The 20,578-nt window shown below is 62.3% G+C and carries 22 protein-coding genes; 16 read left to right on the forward strand and 6 right to left on the reverse strand.

Translation table 11 applies throughout. The features are described from left to right. Positions 1–3: 3 nt before the first annotated feature. A complete protein-coding gene (locus tag M0D65_RS15895; RefSeq protein ID WP_091015103.1) occupies positions 4–447 on the reverse strand; it encodes a DUF3005 domain-containing protein in 444 nt (147 codons plus the stop codon). Between the two features lie 343 nt (positions 448–790). On the opposite strand from M0D65_RS15895, the gene M0D65_RS15900 reads away from it, so the two are divergent. The 4 genes from M0D65_RS15900 to M0D65_RS15915 all read left to right on the forward strand — a co-directional run bounded on the left by M0D65_RS15900 (position 791) and on the right by M0D65_RS15915 (position 3,975). Continuing rightward, complete coding sequence (locus tag M0D65_RS15900) at positions 791–1,024, forward strand: hypothetical protein (RefSeq protein ID WP_091015106.1); 234 nt, start codon at positions 791–793, stop codon at positions 1,022–1,024. Positions 1,025–1,155: 131 nt separating this feature from the next. Then, on the forward strand, positions 1,156–2,082 hold the full coding sequence (epsC, locus tag M0D65_RS15905; protein ID WP_091015108.1) for a serine O-acetyltransferase EpsC: 927 nt from the start codon (positions 1,156–1,158) through the stop codon (positions 2,080–2,082). A gap of 71 nt (positions 2,083–2,153) precedes the next feature. After that, the gene (locus M0D65_RS15910) at positions 2,154–2,951 is read left to right on the forward strand and encodes an AraC family transcriptional regulator (protein ID WP_266253547.1); all 798 of its coding nucleotides are present in this window, start codon (positions 2,154–2,156) and stop codon (positions 2,949–2,951) included. A gap of 115 nt (positions 2,952–3,066) precedes the next feature. Beyond that, positions 3,067–3,975: a DMT family transporter gene (locus M0D65_RS15915; protein ID WP_266253548.1), complete on the forward strand. Its 909-nt coding sequence runs from the start codon at positions 3,067–3,069 to the stop codon at positions 3,973–3,975. 477 nt (positions 3,976–4,452) lie between these two features. On the opposite strand, the gene folE is transcribed toward M0D65_RS15915, so the two are convergent. Further along, complete coding sequence (folE, locus tag M0D65_RS15920) at positions 4,453–5,115, reverse strand: GTP cyclohydrolase I FolE (protein WP_266253549.1); 663 nt, start codon at positions 5,113–5,115, stop codon at positions 4,453–4,455. A gap of 117 nt (positions 5,116–5,232) precedes the next feature. Then, complete coding sequence (locus M0D65_RS15925; protein WP_091015117.1) at positions 5,233–6,156, reverse strand: LysR family transcriptional regulator; 924 nt, start codon at positions 6,154–6,156, stop codon at positions 5,233–5,235. 279 nt (positions 6,157–6,435) lie between these two features. On the opposite strand from M0D65_RS15925, the gene M0D65_RS15930 reads away from it, so the two are divergent. The 5 genes from M0D65_RS15930 to pcaC all read left to right on the forward strand — a co-directional run bounded on the left by M0D65_RS15930 (position 6,436) and on the right by pcaC (position 10,532). Continuing rightward, a complete protein-coding gene (locus M0D65_RS15930; RefSeq protein ID WP_266253550.1) occupies positions 6,436–7,149 on the forward strand; it encodes a 3-oxoacid CoA-transferase subunit A in 714 nt (237 codons plus the stop codon). 16 nt (positions 7,150–7,165) lie between these two features. Beyond that, a complete protein-coding gene (locus M0D65_RS15935) occupies positions 7,166–7,825 on the forward strand; it encodes a 3-oxoacid CoA-transferase subunit B (RefSeq protein WP_266253551.1) in 660 nt (219 codons plus the stop codon). A gap of 144 nt (positions 7,826–7,969) precedes the next feature. Continuing rightward, complete coding sequence (locus M0D65_RS15940; RefSeq protein ID WP_266253552.1) at positions 7,970–9,349, forward strand: 3-carboxy-cis,cis-muconate cycloisomerase; 1,380 nt, start codon at positions 7,970–7,972, stop codon at positions 9,347–9,349. Positions 9,350–9,354: 5 nt separating this feature from the next. Further along, on the forward strand, positions 9,355–10,143 hold the full coding sequence (gene pcaD, locus M0D65_RS15945; RefSeq protein ID WP_266253553.1) for a 3-oxoadipate enol-lactonase: 789 nt from the start codon (positions 9,355–9,357) through the stop codon (positions 10,141–10,143). Continuing rightward, entirely contained in the window at positions 10,143–10,532 is a 390-nt protein-coding gene (gene pcaC, locus M0D65_RS15950) for a 4-carboxymuconolactone decarboxylase (RefSeq protein WP_266253784.1), read from the forward strand. Before pcaD ends, pcaC begins: the two co-directional genes overlap by 1 nt. Before the next feature lie 36 nt (positions 10,533–10,568). On the opposite strand, the gene M0D65_RS15955 is transcribed toward pcaC, so the two are convergent. From M0D65_RS15955 to fdxA, 3 genes are all read right to left on the reverse strand, one after another. Next, positions 10,569–11,276, reverse strand: a complete 708-nt coding sequence (locus M0D65_RS15955) for a TetR family transcriptional regulator (protein WP_266253554.1) — start codon at positions 11,274–11,276, stop codon at positions 10,569–10,571. Between the two features lie 92 nt (positions 11,277–11,368). Beyond that, positions 11,369–12,460, reverse strand: coding sequence for an NAD(P)/FAD-dependent oxidoreductase (locus M0D65_RS15960; RefSeq protein ID WP_091015134.1), 1,092 nt, complete (start codon positions 12,458–12,460; stop codon positions 11,369–11,371). A 70-nt stretch (positions 12,461–12,530) separates the two neighbouring features. Continuing rightward, positions 12,531–12,854, reverse strand: coding sequence for a ferredoxin FdxA (gene fdxA / locus M0D65_RS15965; RefSeq protein WP_266253555.1), 324 nt, complete (start codon positions 12,852–12,854; stop codon positions 12,531–12,533). 264 nt (positions 12,855–13,118) lie between these two features. On the opposite strand from fdxA, the gene M0D65_RS15970 reads away from it, so the two are divergent. The 7 genes from M0D65_RS15970 (at position 13,119) to M0D65_RS16000 (ending at position 20,535) form a co-directional block, all read left to right on the forward strand. Further along, positions 13,119–14,717: a 6-hydroxynicotinate reductase gene (locus M0D65_RS15970; protein ID WP_266253556.1), complete on the forward strand. Its 1,599-nt coding sequence runs from the start codon at positions 13,119–13,121 to the stop codon at positions 14,715–14,717. 26 nt (positions 14,718–14,743) lie between these two features. Then, positions 14,744–15,766 (forward strand): UPF0280 family protein, encoded by a 1,023-nt coding sequence (locus M0D65_RS15975; RefSeq protein WP_266253785.1) that lies wholly within the window; start codon positions 14,744–14,746, stop codon positions 15,764–15,766. Next, complete coding sequence (locus M0D65_RS15980) at positions 15,742–16,332, forward strand: amino acid synthesis family protein (RefSeq protein ID WP_091015142.1); 591 nt, start codon at positions 15,742–15,744, stop codon at positions 16,330–16,332. Before M0D65_RS15975 ends, M0D65_RS15980 begins: the two co-directional genes overlap by 25 nt. A gap of 66 nt (positions 16,333–16,398) precedes the next feature. Beyond that, the gene (locus M0D65_RS15985) at positions 16,399–16,983 is read left to right on the forward strand and encodes an amino acid synthesis family protein (protein ID WP_091015144.1); all 585 of its coding nucleotides are present in this window, start codon (positions 16,399–16,401) and stop codon (positions 16,981–16,983) included. A gap of 71 nt (positions 16,984–17,054) precedes the next feature. Then, a complete protein-coding gene (locus M0D65_RS15990; protein ID WP_266253557.1) occupies positions 17,055–19,022 on the forward strand; it encodes an ABC transporter permease in 1,968 nt (655 codons plus the stop codon). Further along, positions 19,019–19,825: an ABC transporter ATP-binding protein gene (locus tag M0D65_RS15995; RefSeq protein ID WP_266253558.1), complete on the forward strand. Its 807-nt coding sequence runs from the start codon at positions 19,019–19,021 to the stop codon at positions 19,823–19,825. Before M0D65_RS15990 ends, M0D65_RS15995 begins: the two co-directional genes overlap by 4 nt. Then, positions 19,822–20,535, forward strand: coding sequence for an ABC transporter ATP-binding protein (locus tag M0D65_RS16000; protein WP_266253559.1), 714 nt, complete (start codon positions 19,822–19,824; stop codon positions 20,533–20,535). The genes M0D65_RS15995 and M0D65_RS16000 overlap by 4 nt, the downstream gene beginning before the upstream one ends. Positions 20,536–20,578 lie beyond the last annotated feature (43 nt).

Raw genomic sequence — 20,578 nt, forward strand, 5'->3', positions numbered from 1 at the left:
CGATTATTTAATCCGCTGAAACTCGATCACGCGAGCCGGCCGCCGATGATTCAACGCGTAATGCTCGCGCCCGCGCGTTTCGTATCCGGATGGCAGATCCGGATTGTCGAAACCCTCATCGAACGCGTGTGGCGATTCAGGTTCGACCATGCCCCGGTCGATCACCGTGTAGCCCGGCGCGACCGCGAGCAGCAGATGGTTACCGCCCGTGCGACTGTCGAAACCCGCCATCCCGTCGCGCGCTTCGGGAACGCTGTTGTCGAGTGTCGCGTTGCTTTGTGTCACTTCGTCGGGACCGATCGTGCCGTGTCCGGCGAGCCGCGCCGCCTCGCGATTCTTGCCGTCGGTGTCGACCGTGCTGTCATGCGTACGATCGTTGTGTAGCTCTGTACTGAGCCCGCGTGATACGGTATGTTTGTTCGTATCGTCGGTATCGGTTGTGTTCATTGCGTTCCTCACTCTGAAATATGCGGGCCTTGACGGTTGTCGCGGCCTTCATTGACGAGTGAGCAAAACCCGTTCCGGGTAAGCAACGCAAAACGCCGTAAAAAAAGTGCGTTCGCTCTATGAACCAAATGTCAATTTTTACTTTTTTAATGGACGATACTTTACGACAGAGTATCATCATACTCCGACGAGCCGGCGCGCACCGAACACTCTGCAGGTCATCAGAAGCACCCACCGCAACAGCATTCTGCAACAGCGAAATTCGGGCTATTGCGGCGTGGAGGATGCACAGCGGCAGCGCGCCTTTCGAACCATCATACGAGGCAGTCAGGGCGGGTGACTCATGCACTTTGATGCTGCATTTACACATCGCGGCTACTTGCTGAATTGTGAGCCGGCACACGTGGGCGACGGCTCATGGCAACCCTATGTAGTGATCTCCCGTTCCAGCGACGGCGAGCTCGTTGCCAATCGTTTTTTTCCAACCGACCTTCGATTTCCCGACGAAGCCACCGCGATCGCGCATGCCCGCGACTGGGCAGTGCGATGGATCGACGCGAGTAGCGTGACGATCTGAGCGGGCGCAGCGTAGCCTGCACAGTGCCTCCTGTCTGGTAGAGGCACGTTGCGCGAGGCGCCGCAAAACAAGGTAATCTCTCAGGACACTTCACTCTGAACCGTGCCCCGTCGTACGGCGCCGTGTCCACCATGTCAAATGTGCCTTCCCACAACTGGGGCCTCGAGCAGATCGTCGCGGACCTGCGCGCGTCGCGCGAGCAACTGCACCGTACCCGCCATCCGCTCGGCATTCGCGAACTACCTTCGCGTGACGCGGTGATCAATATTGTTGGCGGCTTGCGCGCGGCGCTGTTTCCAACTCACTACGGCGCCGCCGATCTGACCGACGAAAGCGTCGACTATTACGTCGGCCACACACTCGAAAGCACGTTGCGCCTGCTCTCCGAACAGATTCGCCGTGCGCTGCGCTTTCTGCCCGAACATGCACAAACCAGCGACGAAGCACTGAGCATACGTGCGTTCGATGTCGCCCGCGAATTCGGCACGCAGTTGCCCGGTATTCGTGCGCTGCTGGTGAGCGATATCCAGGCCGCATTCGCCGGCGATCCGGCCGCGCAGCACATCACCGAAATCCTGCTCTGCTATCCGGGCGTATGGGCCATGACGCACCATCGCCTCGCGCATGCGCTGCACCGGCTCGGCGTGCCGTTGCTCGCGCGCTTCATCAACGAGATCGCGCATTCGGCAACCGGCATCGACATTCACCCGGGTGCGCAGATCGACTCGAGTTTTTTCATCGATCACGGTACGGGTGTCGTGATCGGAGAGACGGCGGTGATTGGCCAGCGCGTGCGCGTGTATCAGGCCGTGACGCTCGGCGCGAAGAGCTTTGCCGCTGACCTCGACGGTGCGCTCGTGAAAGGCAATGCGCGACATCCGATCGTCGAGGACGACGTCGTGATCTACGCGGGCGCGACGATTCTCGGTCGCGTGACGATTGGGCGTGGCTCGGTGATCGGCGGCAATGTGTGGCTCACGCACAGCGTGCCGCCGGGCAGTAGCGTGTCGCAGGGCAAAGTCCGCGAAGGCGAGCGTACCGACGATGGGAAGCACTGATGATTGCGCGCGGCATTCGTAGTGCGGCAGCGGCGGGCACCAGACAGCCCGGCGTTAGCGCACGCGTTCAGATGCCGCGCTGCGCACTGGCCGGTGTCGAAGCGACGGTCGCGCGCACTACTCAAACGTTTGCCCGCCACACGCACGACCGCTTCGGTATCGGCGTGATTGCGCAAGGCGGCCAGCGATCGGCGAGCGGTCGCGGCCCGGTCGAGGCGCGCGCGAACGACGTGATCACTGTGAATCCCGGCGAGATTCACGACGGTAGCCCGCTCGATGAACGTGGCCGCGCGTGGCGCATGTTGTACTTCGAGCCGTCGCTAGTGTTCGATGCGGTGGGCGAACTGGCCGACATACCTTCGCGTTCGCTTGAACTCACGGTGCCGGTGGCCCGCGATGCGTTGTTGAAGGTTCTGTTCGAGCGTTTGTTTGCGGTATCGGTGGAAAGCGGATTAGCGGCTGACTCGCTCGCTTGCGAGGACGCACTGCTGGCGCTGTTTGCGCACGTCGGCAGACATCACACCACCGTTGCACTGTGTACCGCACGGCAAGCGACTACACCTGTTGCGCGGGCGAAGGCGCGCATCGACGACGAGCCGTCCGCCACGCTCACGCTCGCCGAACTGGCTGCCGATTCCGGCATGAGTCGTTTCCAGTTGCTGCGTGCGTTTGCGCGCGAAACGGGTTTGCCGCCACATGCATACCAGATGCAGCGGCGTGTGATGCTGGCGCGACGACTGATCGCGAGCCGCATGGGTCTCGCGAGTGCAGCCGCTGCGGCGGGTTTTGCTGATCAGAGCCACATGACGCGCGCGTTCGTGCGCCTCTTCGGTGTCACGCCGGCCGTGTATTCGGCGGCGGTTCGCTAGATACTTTCTGCTTGCCGCACACCGCGTGCGCGCGCGCTGCAATTTCGTTCAAGACCCACTGTCTGCGCGGACATTAATCTGCGTGCTTGTTCCATTGACGAAGGGAAGCACGAGCATGAATTCGCGTTATGTCGGGTATCTGTTCTGCGGACTGGCGATGATAGGCGTCGGCAGCACTGTGGTTGTCAGCAAGGCGATCGCGGCGGGTTTGCCGCCGTTCTCGGCGACCGCGTTGCGGTTTGCGATTGCGTTTCCGGTCTTCATCATCGTGATGCGTGTGCGACGCGTGCGCTGGCCCCGCCTGTCACGCCGCGATGCGTGGCTTGCCATCGCGCAGGCGGGTGCGGGTAGCGTCGGTTACACGGTGTTCCTGATCAGCGGTATGAAGCTCGCGTCGGCCGCCGATGCTGGCGTGATCGCCGGGACCTTGCCTGCGGTCTCGGCGGCGGTGGCGATGTTTGCGCTCGGCGAACGGCCAGCGCCGTCCTTGATCGGCGCGATCGCGCTGGCGACGACGGGCGTGCTCGCGTGCACGGTCCATTTCGACCAGTTGTCGAGTTCACGCGGCGCTGGCGCATTCACGGGCAACGCGCTCGTATTTGCGGCGGTTGTGTGCGAGGCACTTTTCATCCTGCTGAACCGCAAACTGAGCCGCCCCGTCGATGCCTTACCGCTATCGGCACTGATGTCGGGCATCGGCCTGGCGGTCGCGATAGTGCCGGCCTGTTTCGAAAGACCGTGGACGTTGCCGTTCGACGCAAACGCGCTGCTCGGTGTCGTGTATTACGCCCTGGTACCGACGGTCGCGGGCTTCGTACTGTGGTATGCGGGCGCTGCGCGCGTGAGCGGCGCGGAAGCTGGCCTGATGACGGCGCTCGTACCGGTATCGGCGGTGTCGTTGGCGGCGCTAGTACTGCACGAACCGGTAACGAGCTCGCAACTGGCCGGCGTTGCATGCGTGCTGGCGGCGGTATGGCTAGCAACGTTCGGCCGACGACTGCGTGCACCGAGCACAGCAGGTTGAACATCGTGGTGACCGGATGCGGAGCTAAAGTTTTTGCAGCGACTGAGATGTGCCTACCTGTCCATCCGAGCATCGACCTTTCTCAGATATTTTCTCCGCTGCGTTTGTCAACGCCCTCCGCAGTCACCGTAGTCTTCCACTGTGGTCACCCGACCGCGAGCACGCAGTGCGAGCGGGATGAATGACGGCCTTGTCACTATCGTTGGAGGTGCGAAGGATGATCTCGTCTCGGACCACTGCCGCGTCAATGCAAGGACGACACTTAGATGCGAGCCACGAAGGCGACACACGGAAAGGACTAGGTAACGTCTCGAGCGGCTTTCTTTGCCTTCTTTCTTTGCCGCGGCAAAGAAAGAAGGTGCCGCCCCGCACAGGGGCAACGCCTGCGCCGCGAGGCGCCAATAACGAGCCGCCTGCAGAGGCAAAAAAAACCAGCCGCGAGGCGTTAGCGAAGAGCCGCCGCTGAAGGCAAAAAAATCAAGTATTAGCTATACCAACAGAAGGCGGCCCATTAACAATAGCGAGAAACTCCCGCCTCGTAGAGGCATCATTCCGAAACGCCCCGAGCATCCGCGAGGTAACCATAGCGACACCGGCCTTATGCACACCGCGCGTAGACATACACTGATGCGACGCCTCGAGAATCACGCCAACGCCTCGAGGCTGCAACACCTCATTAAGCGTATCGGCGATCTGCGCCGTCATCTTCTCCTGAATCTGCAGCCGCTTGGCAAACGCATCCACCAGCCGCGCAAGCTTCGAAATACCCACCACCCGATGCTGCGGCAGATACGCAACGTGCGCCCGACCAATAATCGGCACCATATGATGTTCGCAATAACTCTCGAAGCGAATGTCCTTTAACACGATCATCTCGTCATAACCGTCGACCTCCGAGAACGTGCGCGCCAGAACGTCACGCGGATCGACCGAATAACCTGCGAAGAATTCTTCATAGGAACGGACCACACGCGCCGGCGTATCGAGCAGCCCTTCGCGCTGCGGGTCGTCGCCGGCCCAGCGCAGCAGCGTACGAACGGCTGCTTCGGCTTCTTCACGAGTGGGGCGCACAGGCGTCTCGGCAGGCTTCGCCTTCGCGGTTGTGCGGATTGCGCGGACCTTGCCGGCTTTGCTGTTCATTCTTTACTCCTGTCACGTCACCGGGGACACGCGGGTTGCACGATGCGGCCATTGTTCCATGTTTTGCAGTACGTGGCGCATCGCGATGTCGCCGGTAGGGTCATGCATCCTTGTCTATCACTTCGGCCATTCATCCAGCGCATCGTTGAACAGTTCGGACACGACGCCCCGCAGCCAGTTCGTGCGCGGATCGTTGTGATACTTGCGATGCCAGTGCTGCCGCAAATCGAAACGCGGCAGGACGAGCGGCGGCTCGACGAGCGTGATCGACGCGTGCTCCGTCACGTACGCGAAGCCGATCGCGTGCGGTACGGTCGCGATCAGGTCGGTGCGCGCGAGGATGAACGGCAGGCTCATGAAGTGCGGTGTTTCCAGCACCGCACGACGACGGATGCGTTTCTTCTCGAGAAACTTCTCGAGCACTTCCTGGCTGCGTCCTTCCGCGCGGACTACCGCATGTCCCGCAGCAACGAACTGGGCGAGCGTAAGCGGCGCGCTTGCGAGCGGGTGGCCGCTGCGCATCATGCAGATGAAGCGATGCGAGAAGAGCCGCTGCTGGAAGAAGTTATTGCCCGACAGATCAGGGAAGTAGCCGATCGCCAGATCGACATCGCCGGATTCCAGGCCGCGCTCCACGTGTGCAGGCGGTAGCGATACGGAGCGCAGGTTCGCGTGCGGCGCGCGCTCGGCGAGCGTCTGCAGCAGGCGCGGCAGGAACACGATCTCGCCGACATCCGACAGCGCAATCGAAAACGTATAGGTGCTCGTGGCCGGCGCGAAATCCTGCGCGTCGAGCATGCCTTTTTCGATGCGCATTAGTGCGTCGCGCGCAGCGGGCAGCAGCGCGAGTGCACGCGGCGTAGGCTCCATGCCACGCGAGGTGCGCACGAAAAGCGGATCGCCAAAGTAATCGCGCAACCGGCCGAGCGCAGTGCTCACGCGCGGCTGGCTCACGCCGAGGTGCTCGGCGGCGCGGCTCACGTTGCGCGTGTCTTCCATCGCGACGAGGTAGGGAATCAGATTGAGATCGAGCTCTTGCATGGCCGGGTAGCCGGGCAGTATCGCGGGCTGTATGGAGAAACCGTATACACGCTAGCGGATAAATCGCGCTGGCATATAGTGGGAAGAGCAACCATGCCCGAGAAAGGCTGCCTTGACAAGCGGGCGAAGCGCCACGGATAATGCCTCACAATGTTCGTTAAACGAATGTGAGTTCTTTTAGCGAACATTTCGCCGACCACGAAGGTCGGCAGCAAGACGCGCAGATTGTCCAACCCACGAGCACCGAGGTCGGCGACGCGTCGCTAGAGGACATTCGACATGATCAACAAGATTTTCGATTCCCTTCAGGCTGCGGTGGCCGATGTTCATGATGGCGCGACCGTGATGATCGGTGGCTTTGGTACCGCGGGCATGCCGTCCGAACTGATCGACGCGCTGATCGCGCAAGGCGCGCGCAACCTGACCATCGTCAACAACAACGCCGGCAATGGCGACGTTGGTCTTGCCGCGTTGCTGAAGGCAAAGCGCGTGCGCAAGATCATCTGTTCGTTTCCGCGTCAGACCGACTCGTATGTATTCGATGCGCTGTATCGTGCTGGCGAAATCGAGCTCGAGCTGGTCCCGCAGGGCAATCTCGCCGAACGAATTCGTGCGGCTGGCGCGGGTATCGGTGGCTTCTTCACGCCGACTGGCTATGGCACGAAGCTGGCTGAAGGTAAGGAGACGCGCCTGATCGACGGTCGTCACTATGTGCTGGAAGCACCGTTGCCCGCGGATTTCGCGCTGATCAAGGCGCATCGTGGCGATCGTTGGGGCAACCTGGTTTATCGCAAGACCGCACGTAACTTCGGGCCGATCATGGCGAGTGCGGCGAAGGTCGCGATCGCGCAGGTGTCGGAAGTCGTGCCGCTCGGTGCGCTCGATCCCGAAGTGATCGTCACGCCCGGCATATTCGTGCAACGTGTGATCGAAGTGCGGCAGGCCGCGCATGGCGAAGCATACGACGTGCAAGCCACCGGCCAGGCCGCCTGAGCACCGGAGATCCGACATGAAGAAACTGACCCGCGATGAAATGGCGCAACGCGTCGCCCAGGACATTCCTGAAGGCGCCTACGTAAATCTCGGCATCGGCGTGCCGACGCTGGTGGCGAACCACCTCGATGCGAACAAGGAAATCTTCCTGCACAGCGAGAACGGCTTGCTTGGCATGGGCCCGGCACCGGCGCCCGGCGAGGAAGACGATGAGCTGATCAACGCCGGCAAGCAGCACGTCACGCTGCTGACCGGCGGGGCGTTCTTCCATCACGCAGATTCGTTCGCGATGATGCGCGGCGGCCATCTCGACTTTTGCGTGCTCGGCGCGTTCCAGGTCTCGGCCACTGGCGATCTCGCGAACTGGCACACCGGTGCACCGGACGCGATCCCCGCGGTAGGCGGTGCTATGGATCTCGCGATCGGCGCCAAACAGGTCTACGTGATGATGGAGCACCTGACCAAGCAGGGCGAGAGCAAGATCGTCGGCGAGTGCTCGTATCCGGTGACGGGTGTCGGTTGCGTCGATCGTATCTATACCGATCTCGCGGTGATCGATGTGACCGCGGGCGGGCTGGTTGTGCGCGAGATCGTCTCCGATCTCGGTTTCGATGCGCTGCAAAAGTTGACCGGTATTGCGCTGATTGACGGTACGCAGGCTGCGCGCGCCGCGTGACCTCTGCGCGGGCTTCGGCGACAATGAAGCCGCAACTGGCCGCGGGTTGCGCGAACAGCCTTTCGTTCAGCCTGCAAAATCTGAGTGCATCCCGCTGGGCGGCATGCGGCTCCTTTAAGGCTTTCTCGTCCCGTCGAAGTCACCATGCTCGAAGATAGCGCCCGTCTGACCGGTCTCATCTGCGGCACCCAACCGATGAACGACATCTGGTCGCCGCGTGCGACGCTGCAGCGGATGCTCGATGTCGAAGCAGCGTTGGCGCGCGCATCGGCGGCGCATCGCGTGATCCCGCAGGCCGCCGTCGCGGCGATCGAGGCCGCGTGCCACGCCGATCAACTCGACGCCGATGCGCTCGTTCACGATGCGGCGCTGGGCGGCAACCTCGCCATCCCCCTCGTCAAGCAACTCACGGCCCGCGTAAAAGCCGCCGACCCGCAGGCCGCGAAATACGTGCACTGGGGCGCGACAAGCCAGGACATCATCGATACCGCTACCGTGCTACAACTACGCAGCACGTTTGCTCTGCTCGATCGCGGGCTGCAGTCCACCTGCTCGACACTTGCCACGCTGGCTCGCACGCATCGCGCGACGCCTGCGGTCGGTCGCACCTGGCTGCAACAGGCGCTGCCGATCACGCTCGGATTGAAGTTCGCGCAGTGGCTCGATGCGCTGCTGCGGCATCGTGAGCGGCTCGACGCTGTGCGCGCACGCACACTGGTGCTGCAGTTCGGCGGCGCGGCCGGCACGCTAGCCAGCCTGCGCGATGCGGCGCTGGACGTCACACGCTCACTGGCAAAAGAACTCGATCTCGCCGAGCCCGCGTTGCCGTGGCACACGCAGCGCGATCGCATCGCCGACGCTGCGTCGAGCTTCGGCATGTTGATCGGCACACTCGGCAAGATCGCCCGCGACATCTCTCTGCAGATGCAGACCGAAATCGGCGAACTCGCGGAGCCCGCGGCCGCAGGCAAGGGCGGTTCATCGACGATGCCGCATAAGCGCAACCCGGTGGGCTGTGCAGCGGTGCTCACCGCCGCGACGCGCGCGCCCGGTCTCGTCGCGACGGTGCTTGCCGGCATGGTGCAGGAGCATGAGCGCGCACTCGGCGGCTGGCAGGCCGAATGGGATGCGCTGCCGGATCTCGCGCGGCTCGCGGGTGGCGCACTGGCGAATATCGAACAGATTACCAGTGGCCTCGACGTGAACGTCGGGCGCCTTGCCGCGAATCTCCAGGTCACGCACGGACTGATACTCGGCGAAGCGGTGATGCTCGCGCTCGGCGACAGGATCGGTAGGCTCGATGCGCATCAGCGGGTCGAGCATGCATCGAAGACTGCGGTGAGTACTGGGCAGCCACTGCTCGACGTGTTGTGCGCCGATGCCGAAGTCACTCAACATCTGTCGGTAGACGAACTGAAGCGTCTGCTCGATCCCGCTCATTACGTCGGCTCCGCGCACGCGTATGTCGATGCGGTGCTCACCCTTCACGCTACGCGTGAGAGCCGCGCGCTTTCAAAGGAGTAACGGGCATGCCCTACGCCGCAGTCAACGGCACAGAGCTTCACTATCGGATCGACGGCGATCGTCACGGTAGCGCACCGTGGATCGTGCTGTCGAATTCGCTCGGCAGCGATCTGTCGATGTGGACACCGCAGGTCGAGCCGCTGTCGAAGCAGTTTCGCGTGCTGCGTTACGACACGCGTGGCCACGGTCATTCGGAAACGCCGAAGGGGCCCTACACGATCGATCAGCTCGCAGGCGACGTGCTTGGTCTGATGGACACGCTGAAGATCGGTCGCGCGCATTTTGCGGGCATATCGATGGGCGGACTGACCGGCGTCGCGCTTGCTGCACGCCACGGTGAGCGCATCGATCGCGTGGTGCTGGCGAATACGGCAGCACGTATCGGTTCTCCGGAAGTCTGGGTGCCACGTGCTGCGCGCGCACGCGACGAAGGCATGGTTGCGCTTGCCGAGGCCGTGTTACCACGCTGGTTTACCGCCGAATTCATCGCGCGCGAGCCACTGGTGCTAGCGGCGATTCGCGATGTCTTCGCGCATACCGACAAGGAAGGCTACGCGTTGAATTGCGAAGCAATCGATGCCACCGATCTGCGTCCCGAAGCGCCGAACATCAAGGCGCCTGCGCTCGTGATCGGCGGCACGCACGACCTCGCCGCGAAAGCCGAGCAGGGGCGCGAGCTGGCCGCTGCAATTCCCGGTGCGCGATATCTCGAGCTGGACGCGTCGCACATTTCGAACATCGAGCGGGCCGACGCATTTACGAAGGCCGCGCTCGATTTCCTCACGGAGCCATGATGACTGAAGACGAGCGCTATGCAGCGGGACTGGAAGTGCGGCGCGCGGTACTGGGCGATGCGCATGTCGACCGGTCGCTGGCGAATCGCACTGAATTCACCGAAGAGTTCCAGAACCTGATCACGCGCCATGCGTGGGGCGAGATCTGGACACGCGATGGTTTGCCGCGCCACACGCGCAGCCTGCTGACGATCGCGATGCTGGTCGCGTTGAATCGTAGCGAAGAACTCGCGCTGCATCTGCGGGCCGCGAAGAACAATGGCGTGAGCCGCGATGAGATCAAGGAAGTGCTGCTACAGGCGGCAATTTATTGCGGCGTGCCGGCGGGGAATGCGGCGTTTCATCTTGCCGACAAGCTGTTTCGTGAGGAAGACGCGGCGCAGACGTAAGAACGATTGCAGGGCAACGCAACAGCTTGTGCTTCTTCACGCGCACGCTGCGTCGTCGCCCGAGGGCAACGATGACTCCACCGGCACGTTGAGCAACACCGCACGCAACACCGTCTCCTTGATCATCTCGCGCCAGTGCGCGAGCGCGGCCTTGTCCATCAACGTTTCGCCAAGAAACGCGCTCAACGTGTACTGGTTCGCGTTATAGAAGTACCCAAGCGACGCGATCATGATGTACACATCGCGTGCAGCAATGTTCGAGCGGAACACCCCCTGTGCGCGGCCCGCATCGAGCAGGCGCTGCACGACCGAAATCGCAAACCCGGAAATTTCCCGCAGCTTCGACGACTTCTTCGCATGTTTGCCCTGATGCAGGTTCTCGCTCGACAGTAGCGTGACGAACTCCGGGTGATCGAGGTAGTACTGCCAGACGAATTCGACCATTTGCGAAAGCCCGTGGACGGGGTCTTCCAAGTCAAGATCCAGCTTGCTTTCGGCTTCGTTGAACTGCGTGTAGATTGTTTCCAGCACTTCGATGAACAACTGTTCCTTGCTGCCGAAGTAGTAGTAGATCATCCGGTCGTGTGACCGTGCTGCCTTCGAGATGCTCTCCACACGGCCGCTCGCATAACCCTGTTTAGCAAACACCCGGATAGCAGCCTTTAGGATCTTCGCGCGCGTGTCCTGTGCCTGTTTCGCACGAATGCCGGTAGCACCGGGTTTGCGGACGGCGGTAGGACTCATTGGCGGCCTCTAATCACGGATCGGATTCCTTAGATGGAAGACGCGCCGGCCACATTTGCGACCGGCGCGATGCCATCATAACCAGGCGCGCTTCAATCGAACACTGGCGTTTCGACGCCTAGCACCTTGTGCAGCTTCGTGCTGGTCGTCGTGTACTGCATGTGGATCTTCTTGTCCGGGAAGATGTAGGGCGCTGCGCCGAACGCGGCGAGCGCCGCTTCATGAAAGCCCGACAGGATCAGTTTCTTCTTGCCCGGATAGGTATTGATATCGCCGACGGCGAAGATGCCCGGCACGTTCGTCTCGAACTTCTCGGTGTTGACGCCGATCTGTTTGCGCTCGATGCCAAGGCCCCACTGCGCAATCGGGCCAAGCTGCGGCGACAGGCCGAAGAAAACCAGCAGGTGATCGAGTTCGAGCGTGCGTGTCACGCCATCGCCACCCGTTACCTTGAGCCGATGCAGCGCGTCGCCGCGATCTTCGAAACCGTTGACCTGGCCGATCAGGCATTGCATCGACATCTCGTCGCACAGCGCGCGCATCTTCGCCACCGAAGCAGGCGCTGCGCGGAAATCGTCGCGCCGGTGCACGAGCACCACGCTTTGCGCGACGTCGACCAGATTGAGTGCCCAGTCCAGCGCCGAATCGCCGCCGCCGCAGATCACGATGTCTTTGTCGCGAAAGAGTTCGGGGTCGCGTACCCGGTAAAACAGCTGCCGCCCATGATGCCTGTCGATACCGGGCACTTTCAGCGTGCGCGGCTGGAACGAGCCGACGCCGGCGGCGATGAAGATCGTCTTCGTGATGAATTCGGTGTTTTTGCTCGTACGCACAAAGAAGCGTCCGTCGTCGAGACGCTCGACAGTCTGTACTTCCTGTCCAAGATGAAACGTCGCGCCGAACGGCTCGATCTGCTTCATCAGGTTGTCAGCGAGTTCCTGGCCGGTGCACATCGGCACGGCGGGTATGTCATAGATCGGTTTGTCCGGATACAGCTCGACGCACTGGCCACCTACAACCGGCAGCGAATCGATTACATGAGCACGAATTTCCAGCAGACCCAGCTCGAACACCTGGAAAAGGCCGACCGGCCCGGCACCGACGATCAATGCGTCGGTTTCGATGGGCGTTGGCGGTTCGGCGCGGGTGACGGGCTGAGTCGGTTGATCGACGACCTCGTTCATGGTTTCTCCTCAGAGAGATGATTGAAGGAACAACAGCGAGAGAACACGCTGAAGCGCACGGCCGTGCGCTTCAGCGTTCCAGCATCGGCAGCTTGTTCGTCACGTCTTTCCACGCGTCGGCATCGGGCAGTGGCGGCACGGCTTTAGTGATGACAGGAAAGACGGTTGCCAGCTCCGCGTTGAGCGCGACAAAAGCCTGCTGCCCTGCAGGCAGATCGTCTTCGGCGTAAATTGCATTGACCGGACACTCCGGAATGCACACCGCACAGTCGATGCATTCGTCGGGGTCGATCACCAGCATGTTCGGCCCGGCGTGGAAGCAATCCACGGGGCACACATCGACGCAATCGGTATAACGACAGCGAATGCAGGCCTCGGTTACGACATGAGTCACGGCAAGACTCCTTCTGCACGGTGCGAGACGCGCGAAATGGCGCGGCGCAGCATCGCAACCGGGCGGGGAAAAGACGTTGCGCAGTCTATTTTGATCGAGTAGATTTCAAGCAAGTTTGGTGTAGCGGATACTACACGAACGGTGAGTGACCGCAACATTTTTCAAAATTGCAGATGCTGTGTTTTGCGAGAAAGTGCCATGAAACAAGGTGCTTTCGTTCGCCGTGCAGGGCCTGATGTAATGTCGTCGTATGGAACCCCACCCATGACTGAACATACGAAGGTCGATTTCGGTGCAGATCGTGTCGATGGCGCTACTGCCACGACGCCCGGTCCGACCGTGCTCGAAAAAGCCGCGCCGCGCAGCGAGCGGATGGCGGTGAACAAGATCGAATGCAATGCGTGCCCCGTGTTGTGCCAGATATCGGAAGGGCGCACCGGCGCCTGCGATCGCTATGCGAACGCGGATGGCCGGTTGATCCGCGTCGACCCGGTGTGCTTCGTGTCGCGCGCGGCCGATGCGACTGAGCCGACGGCGATCGGTTTTAGCGCAGATGCGGATGCGCAGGCGCAGACCAGTGCCGACAACAGCGCTCCGTTATTTGTGACCGGCGTCGGCGCATCGTCCACTTACCCCGACTACAAGCCCGCGCCTTTCATCGTGTCGTCGCGGCACGAAGGTGTCGATATGGTGACCGTTGTCACCGAGGGCATCTTCAGCTACTGCAGTTTCAAGGTGAAAATCGACACCGACCGCTTCCTCGGGCCGGAACAATCGAATGTGCGTTGCCATGGTGAGATCGTCGGCCACGTGACCACTGCCGAATATGGTTCGCAGATGCTGAGCCTTGGCGGCGTGCATCATCTGACCGGCGGCAGCAAGAAAGAAGGGCGCGTGACCTGCGACATGATGCTCGCGCTCGGCAACAAGGAAGCGGTTGAACTAACGATCGACGGCGGTGCGAGCCTCGTGATTCGCGCAGGCGCCGCGCCGGTTGTCGATGGTGTCGAAGAGCGGCGTATGCGGGTGGGTTGCGGTTCGGCCACGATCGGCATCTTTGCCAAACAGTGGTTCGGTCATGTCGATGAAGTCGTCGTTGTCGACGATCACATTACCGGTGTGCTGACAGAGCATCAGGCAGGGCGCTGTCTCGGCATGACGCGTTCGGGTCTGAAAATCCGTGGCCGCAAATCGACACCGGGCCGCTACTTTCAGGTGGCGAACCCCGGCACCGGCTGGGGTGGCACCGACATCCAGGACCCGCTCGCGATCGTCGAAGGATTCGATCCGGCAGTGGCACGTCCCGGCATGCGCATATTGATGGTGTCGACGACCGGCGAGCACGCGCAATGGTATGAACTCGACAGCGACCTGGTGCCGCGGCCCGCGCAGATGCCCGACACCGTGCGTCAGACCGTCGAGCGGATCGGCGAGAACTGCGAGCCGTCGCTGGCTACCGTGCTGTTCATTGGCGGTGCAGGCGGCAGTCTGCGCGCGGGCGCGACCGAGAACCCGGTGCGTCTCACGCGTGCGATCAAGGAGCGTCTCGTCAACGTGACGTGCGGCGGTGCGCCCGCCTATGTGTGGCCCGGTGGCGGTATCACAGTCATGGTGGACGTGGCGCGCATGCCCGATCGTTCGTTTGGCACCGTGCCGACACCGGCGATCGTCGCCCCGATCGAATTCTCGATGACGCTCGATGCCTATCGCGAGCTCGGTGGTCACATGGATGCGATCAGACCGCTTGCAGACGTGCTTGCGCATGGGCCTGAGCATCTCGAAGGCGCGCCGCTCGCACGCCGCACGCTGGCTCGTCATCCCGACAACCCGTGGCCGCTCGGTATGCCACCGATGCTCGGGTAAGCGCGATGTCCAACGTTACTGCCCCCATGTATGCAAACACCGCAACCGAAACCGAAACGGTTACAAGCGGTGCGACGCGCAGGCGTCTCGACGATGGCCGCTGGCATCTGCAGCATGGACCGATCGATCTGATCGTCGGCGCCGATGGCGACGAGGCTGCGGTACTCGCCGCGCACGATGCTTGCTGGCAGCGCTTCACGGTCGTACTCGGCGAACTCGTTACAGAACTACCGCTGCTGCGTACACGAGTACCGCAAACGTCGACATACGAAGACAACCCGTGCCAGGGACCGATTGCACGACGCATGTGGTCCGCATGCCATCCGCATCGCGCGAACTACATCACGCCAATGGCAGCGGTAGCCGGCAGCGTTGCCGACGAGCTGATCCAGGCGTTCATGCGGCCCGGCGTCGCACGCGCCTTCGTGAACAACGGCGGCGACATCGCGCTGCATCTCACCGCTGGCCAGCATTACAGGATCGGTGTGTTCGCCGATCTCGCGGCATTTCTCGGCCCAGACCATCAAGCAGCACTCGACGGCAGCCTGACGCTCGACGCAACCATGGCCGTGCGCGGCATCGCAACGAGCGGCTGGCGCGGGCGCAGCTTCAGTCTCGGTATCGCCGACAGCGCTACCGTGCTGGCACGCACGGCGGCCATTGCCGATGCGTCGGCGACGATCGTTGCAAATGCAATCAACCTCGATGATGCGAGCATCGTCCGGCGCCCCGCGTCGTCACTGAAAGACGACAGCGATCTCGGCGATCTCGTCGTAACCGTCGATGTACCAATGCTGCCTCAATCGTCGATCGATCTCGCCCTCACACGCGGCGCGCAAACAGCGCAGCAGTTGTGCGACGATGGCACGATCGAAGGCGCAGCGCTATTCCTGCAACATAGCGCGCGTACCGTAGGCTTTCCCGAACACGACGTTCGCCACGTCGCGTCACGATTCACCGAATCCATTTTCGCGTCACCGGACGCAGCAGGTCCGGGCCGCCATCCTCACTCACCGGAGGCATCGTGTTTGAAATACGCCGCGTGTTGACACACGTCGAAGACATTTTTCACGAGTTCGGTCCGCCGCCCGCGCATCCGCTTAGACGCGGCACGTTGGCCGCGGTGATGAAGAACCCGTTTGCCGGCCGCTACGAACCCGAGATCCAGCACGCGATGGAACTACTGAAACCGATCGGCGTTACGCTCGCCGGCCAGTTGCTTGCGGCGATGGCGGTGCCGCACGCTGCGATCGAAGGCTACGGCAAGGGGGCCATCATCGGCGCGGCGGGCGAGCTCGAACACGGTGCGCTGTGGCACGTTCCCGGCGGCTATGCGATGCGCGAGCTGCTTGAGAAGAATGGCGTACCGACCAACGCAATCGTGCCATCCGCGAAGAAGGTTGGGGCGCCCTCAACGGCACTCGATGTACCCATGACCCACGTCAACGCGAGCTACGTGCGCAGCCACTTCGATGCAATCGAAGTGCGTGTACCCGGCGCGCCCGCTGCGGACGAAATCGTCTATATCCTCGCGATGAGCACCGGGCAGCGTGTGCATGCGCGCGTCGGCGGTCTGGCGAAAGAAGCGATCGCCGGCAAGGACGGGCTGCGCTGACCCGCTGTATGCACCGCATCGACAGGACAGCCCTGTCATAAAACGAATCGATAGAAGGAGAGCAATATGGCAATCAAGCTTCGCAAGCTGATCGTGCAGGTGGACGAGACGCGCATCGAAATGGGCCAGACCATCGATCCGCCGCTGCGTCGCGCGGTGGCGATCGCGGTGATCGACAATCCGTACGCGGGCCGCTACGTGCCGCAGCTCGATGCACTGATCGAAGCCGGCGAGGAACTCGGCGGGCTGCTCGGTCAGCGTTGTGTCGAAGCGCTCGGCATCGAACCGGGCGAGGCGCAGAGTTACGGCAAGGCAGCGATCGTCGGTGAAGCGGGCGAACTCGAACACGCCGCGGCGATCCTGCATCCGAAGCTTGGTGCGCCGTTGCGTGCGGCTGTGCAGAAGGGCGCGGCACTCGTGCCTTCGGCGAAGAAGATGGGCACGCTCGGCACTGCCATCGACGTGCCGCTCGGCCACAAGGATGCTGCCTACGTGCGCAGTCATTTCGATGCGATCGAAGCGCGCGTCGCCGATGCGCCGCGTGCGAACGAGATCGTCGTCGCAGTCGCGGTGACGGCGGGTGGCCGGCCGCTGGCGCGCATCGGTGGATTGCAGGCGAGCGAGATCAAGGGCGAAGACGGTTTGCGCTGATTTATTTCGCTGGTAGTGTCCTGCCGTGAACGTGCGGTCGATGTACCTTCCAGGAAGTCGTTGAGGACCCGATGCTTTCGAATCTGCTGGTACAACTCGTCAACGGACTCGCCGATGCGTCCGCGCTGTTTCTGGTCGCGGCGGGCCTGTCGCTGATTTTCGGCGTGACGCGCATCGTCAACTTTGCGCACGGCTCGTTCTATATGGTCGGCGTCTATGTCGCGTACACGTTGACGAGCCGCTTCGGCGCGACGATGGGCGGGTTCTGGCTGTCGGTGCTCGGTGCCGCGCTCGCGGTAGCAATACTTGGCGCACTCGTCGAGTTCGTCGTGCTTCGACGCATCTACCAGGCGCCCGAACTGTTTCACCTGCTCGCAACGTTTGCGCTCGTGCTGATCTTTCGCGATGCGACGTTGTGGCTCTGGGGTCCGGAGGATCTGTTTGGGCCGCGCGCCCCGCATCTGGCCGGCGCGGTGAATCTGCTCGGGCACGCAGTGCCCACCTACGATCTGCTGCTGATCGTGATCGGACCGGTCGTGTTGCTGCTGCTCTGGTACGCACTGACGCGCACGCGCTGGGGCACGCTGGTGCGTGCCGCGACGCAGGATCGCGAGATGCTCGGCGCGCTCGGCATCAATCAGGCGTGGCTCTTTACCGGTGTGTTCTTCGCCGGTGCGTTTCTCGCGGGGCTCGGCGGTGCATTGCAGGGGCCGCGCATGTCCGCGAATCTCTCACTCGATCTGGATACGATCGGCAATGCGTTCGTCGTTGTCGTGGTCGGAGGGATGGGCTCGATTCCGGGCGCCTTTGTCGCGGCGCTGTTGATCGCGGAAATCAAGGCGCTTTGCATCGGTATTGGACATGTGTCGATTGGCGGGATCGATCTGTCGCTGAGCCGTTTCACACTCGTCGCTGAGTTTGTCGTGATGGCGATCGTGCTCGTGGTGCGGCCGTGGGGTCTGCTTGGGCGCGCCAGCGCTGCCGTTCGCGCGATGGCTGCGCCGGAAGCGCCATTGCGGCCAGCGGGCCGACGACTGCGCTGGCTTGCGGCGTTCGTAGCTTTAGTACTGGTGCTCGCACCGCTCGCGGCCAATGCGTTTCCGTATATGCCGGTGCTGCTCGTCGAAATACTGATTGCCGTGCTGTTCGCTGCGAGCCTGCATTTCATCATGGGGCCCGGCGGGATGCATTCGTTTGGACACGCAGCTTATTTTGGGCTCGGTGCTTATGGCGCTGCGTTGTTTCTGAAAGTGCTTGCTCTGCCGATGGAGGTCGCACTGCTGCTAGGTCCGTTGCTCGCGGCTGGCGGTGCAATCGTGTTCGGCTGGTTTTGCGTGCGGCTATCGGGCGTCTATCTGGCGATGCTGACGCTCGCGTTCGCGCAGATCGTGTGGTCGGTGGTGTTCCAGTGGGATGACGTGACGGGGGGTAGCAATGGCCTGCTTGGTCTCTGGCCGTCTAACTGGCTGTCTTCGCCGGTTGCGTATTACTACCTGACGCTTGCGTGCGTTGCGCTCGGCGTTTGGTTGTTGCGTCGAATGCTGTTCTCGCCGCTCGGTTACGCGATGCGTGCGTCGCGCGACTCGGTACTGCGTGCCGAAGCAATCGGTATCGATGTGAAGCGCGTGCAATGGGCCGCGTTTGTGATCGCATCGCTGTTTTGCGGCCTTGCCGGTTCGCTGTATGCATTCTCGAAAGGGACGATCTCGCCAGAAGTGATCAGCGTGAGTCGCTCCGTCGACGGGCTCGTGATGGTGCTGCTCGGCGGTTTGCAAACGTTGACCGGTCCGGTGGTCGGCGCCGCGGTATTCACCTGGCTGCAGGACACGGTTGCGCGGCAGACCGACTACTGGCAGGCGTTGCTCGGGCTCGCCATTCTGTTGCTGGTGATCGCGTTTCCGCAGGGTATCGTCGGTTTTGTGCGCGAGCGGTTCGGCAACGATGACGTCGAGCCGAAGAATGGTGCCGCGCATCCTTCTTCTGAAGCGGGTGCCGGTGCAAGTGCAGCCACTGCGGCAGCGATGAAGGAGGGCCTATGAGCCTGCTGCGCGTAACCGGGCTGTCGAAATCATTCGGCGGACTGACGGCCGTCGACGGCGTGTCTTTCGATCTCGCCGCGGGCCAACTGCTGGCACTGCTGGGACCGAACGGCGCGGGCAAGTCGACCTGTTTCAACATGGTCAATGGACAACTGCGTCCGTCGTCGGGATCGATCCAGCTCGATGGTCACGAACTGGTCGGTATGCGCCCTCGCGATATCTGGCGATTAGGCGTGGGTCGGACCTTCCAGATCGCGGCCACCTTCAACTCGATGACCGTGCTCGAAAACGTGCAGATGGCATTGGTGTCGTACGAACGCAAGCTGTTCGGCTTGTGGAAACCGGCGCGCTCATGGCATGCGGACGAAGCATTCAGTTTGCTCGAACAGGTCGGCATGGCCGCGGATGCAAATCGTTCCTGCGGCGTGCTCGCTTATGGCGACGTGAAGCGCGTCGAACTCGCCATCGCGCTCGCAAACCGGCCGAAACTGCTATTGATGGACGAACCGACCGCCGGCATGGCGCCGAAGGAGCGCAACGCGTTGATGGCGCTCACGCGGCAACTGGTCACCGAGCGCAACATCGGTGTGCTGTTCACCGAGCACAGCATGGACGTCGTGTTCGCCTACGCCGACCGGATGATCGTGCTCGCGCGCGGCAAGTTGATCGCCGAAGGCGACGCCGACACTATCCGCAACGATCCGCGCGTGCAGGAAGTGTATTTCGGCACGGGCAAGACGTTCCAGCCGCGTGCAGCGTTGAATCACGCGGCCGCGCCGACGAACCAGGGAGCGCTGCAATGAGCGAAGCGCTGCTGAAAGTCTCCGGCCTCAACGCGTTTTACGGACGCGCGCATATCCTGTTCGACGTGAATCTCGAAGTCGGCCGCGGCGAAGTCGTCGCGCTGATGGGCCGCAACGGCGCTGGCAAATCGACCACGATGAAAGCGGTGATGGGTCTGCTGCCGCGGCGCCAGGGCCACGTCACGTTTCGCGGCACGGATATCGGTGCGCTGCCGCCGTACCGCATCTCGCGCATGGGTATGGGCTTCGTGCCGGAAGACCGGCGCGTGTTCGCCGATCTCACGGTGATGGAGAACCTCGATACCGGTCGTCAACCGCCGCGCGAAGGCGCGCCGCAATGGACGCCCGACAAACTGTTCCGCCTGTTTCCGAATCTCGGCGAAATGCCGCAGCGTCCCGGCGGACAGATGAGCGGCGGCGAACAGCAGATGCTCACTGTATCGCGCACGCTGATGGGCAATCCCTATCTCGTGCTGCTCGACGAGCCCTCGGAAGGCGTTGCTCCCGTAATCGTCGAGCAGATGGCGAACATGATTCTCGAACTCAAACGCGAAGGGCTCTCCATCCTGCTGTCGGAGCAGAACCTGCACTTCGCCGAACTCGTGAGCGACCGCGCGTATGTGCTCGAAAAAGGGCAGATCCGCTTCAGCGGGACGATCGACGAACTCGCAAAGAACGAAACGATCAGGCGCGCGTATCTGAGCGTCTGACGCCGGCAACGCGGTACCCCACACCGCGCTGCGCTGTCGCATA

Source organism: Paraburkholderia sp. CHISQ3, from assembly GCF_030464945.1.
GTDB lineage: Bacteria > Pseudomonadota > Gammaproteobacteria > Burkholderiales > Burkholderiaceae > Paraburkholderia > Paraburkholderia megapolitana.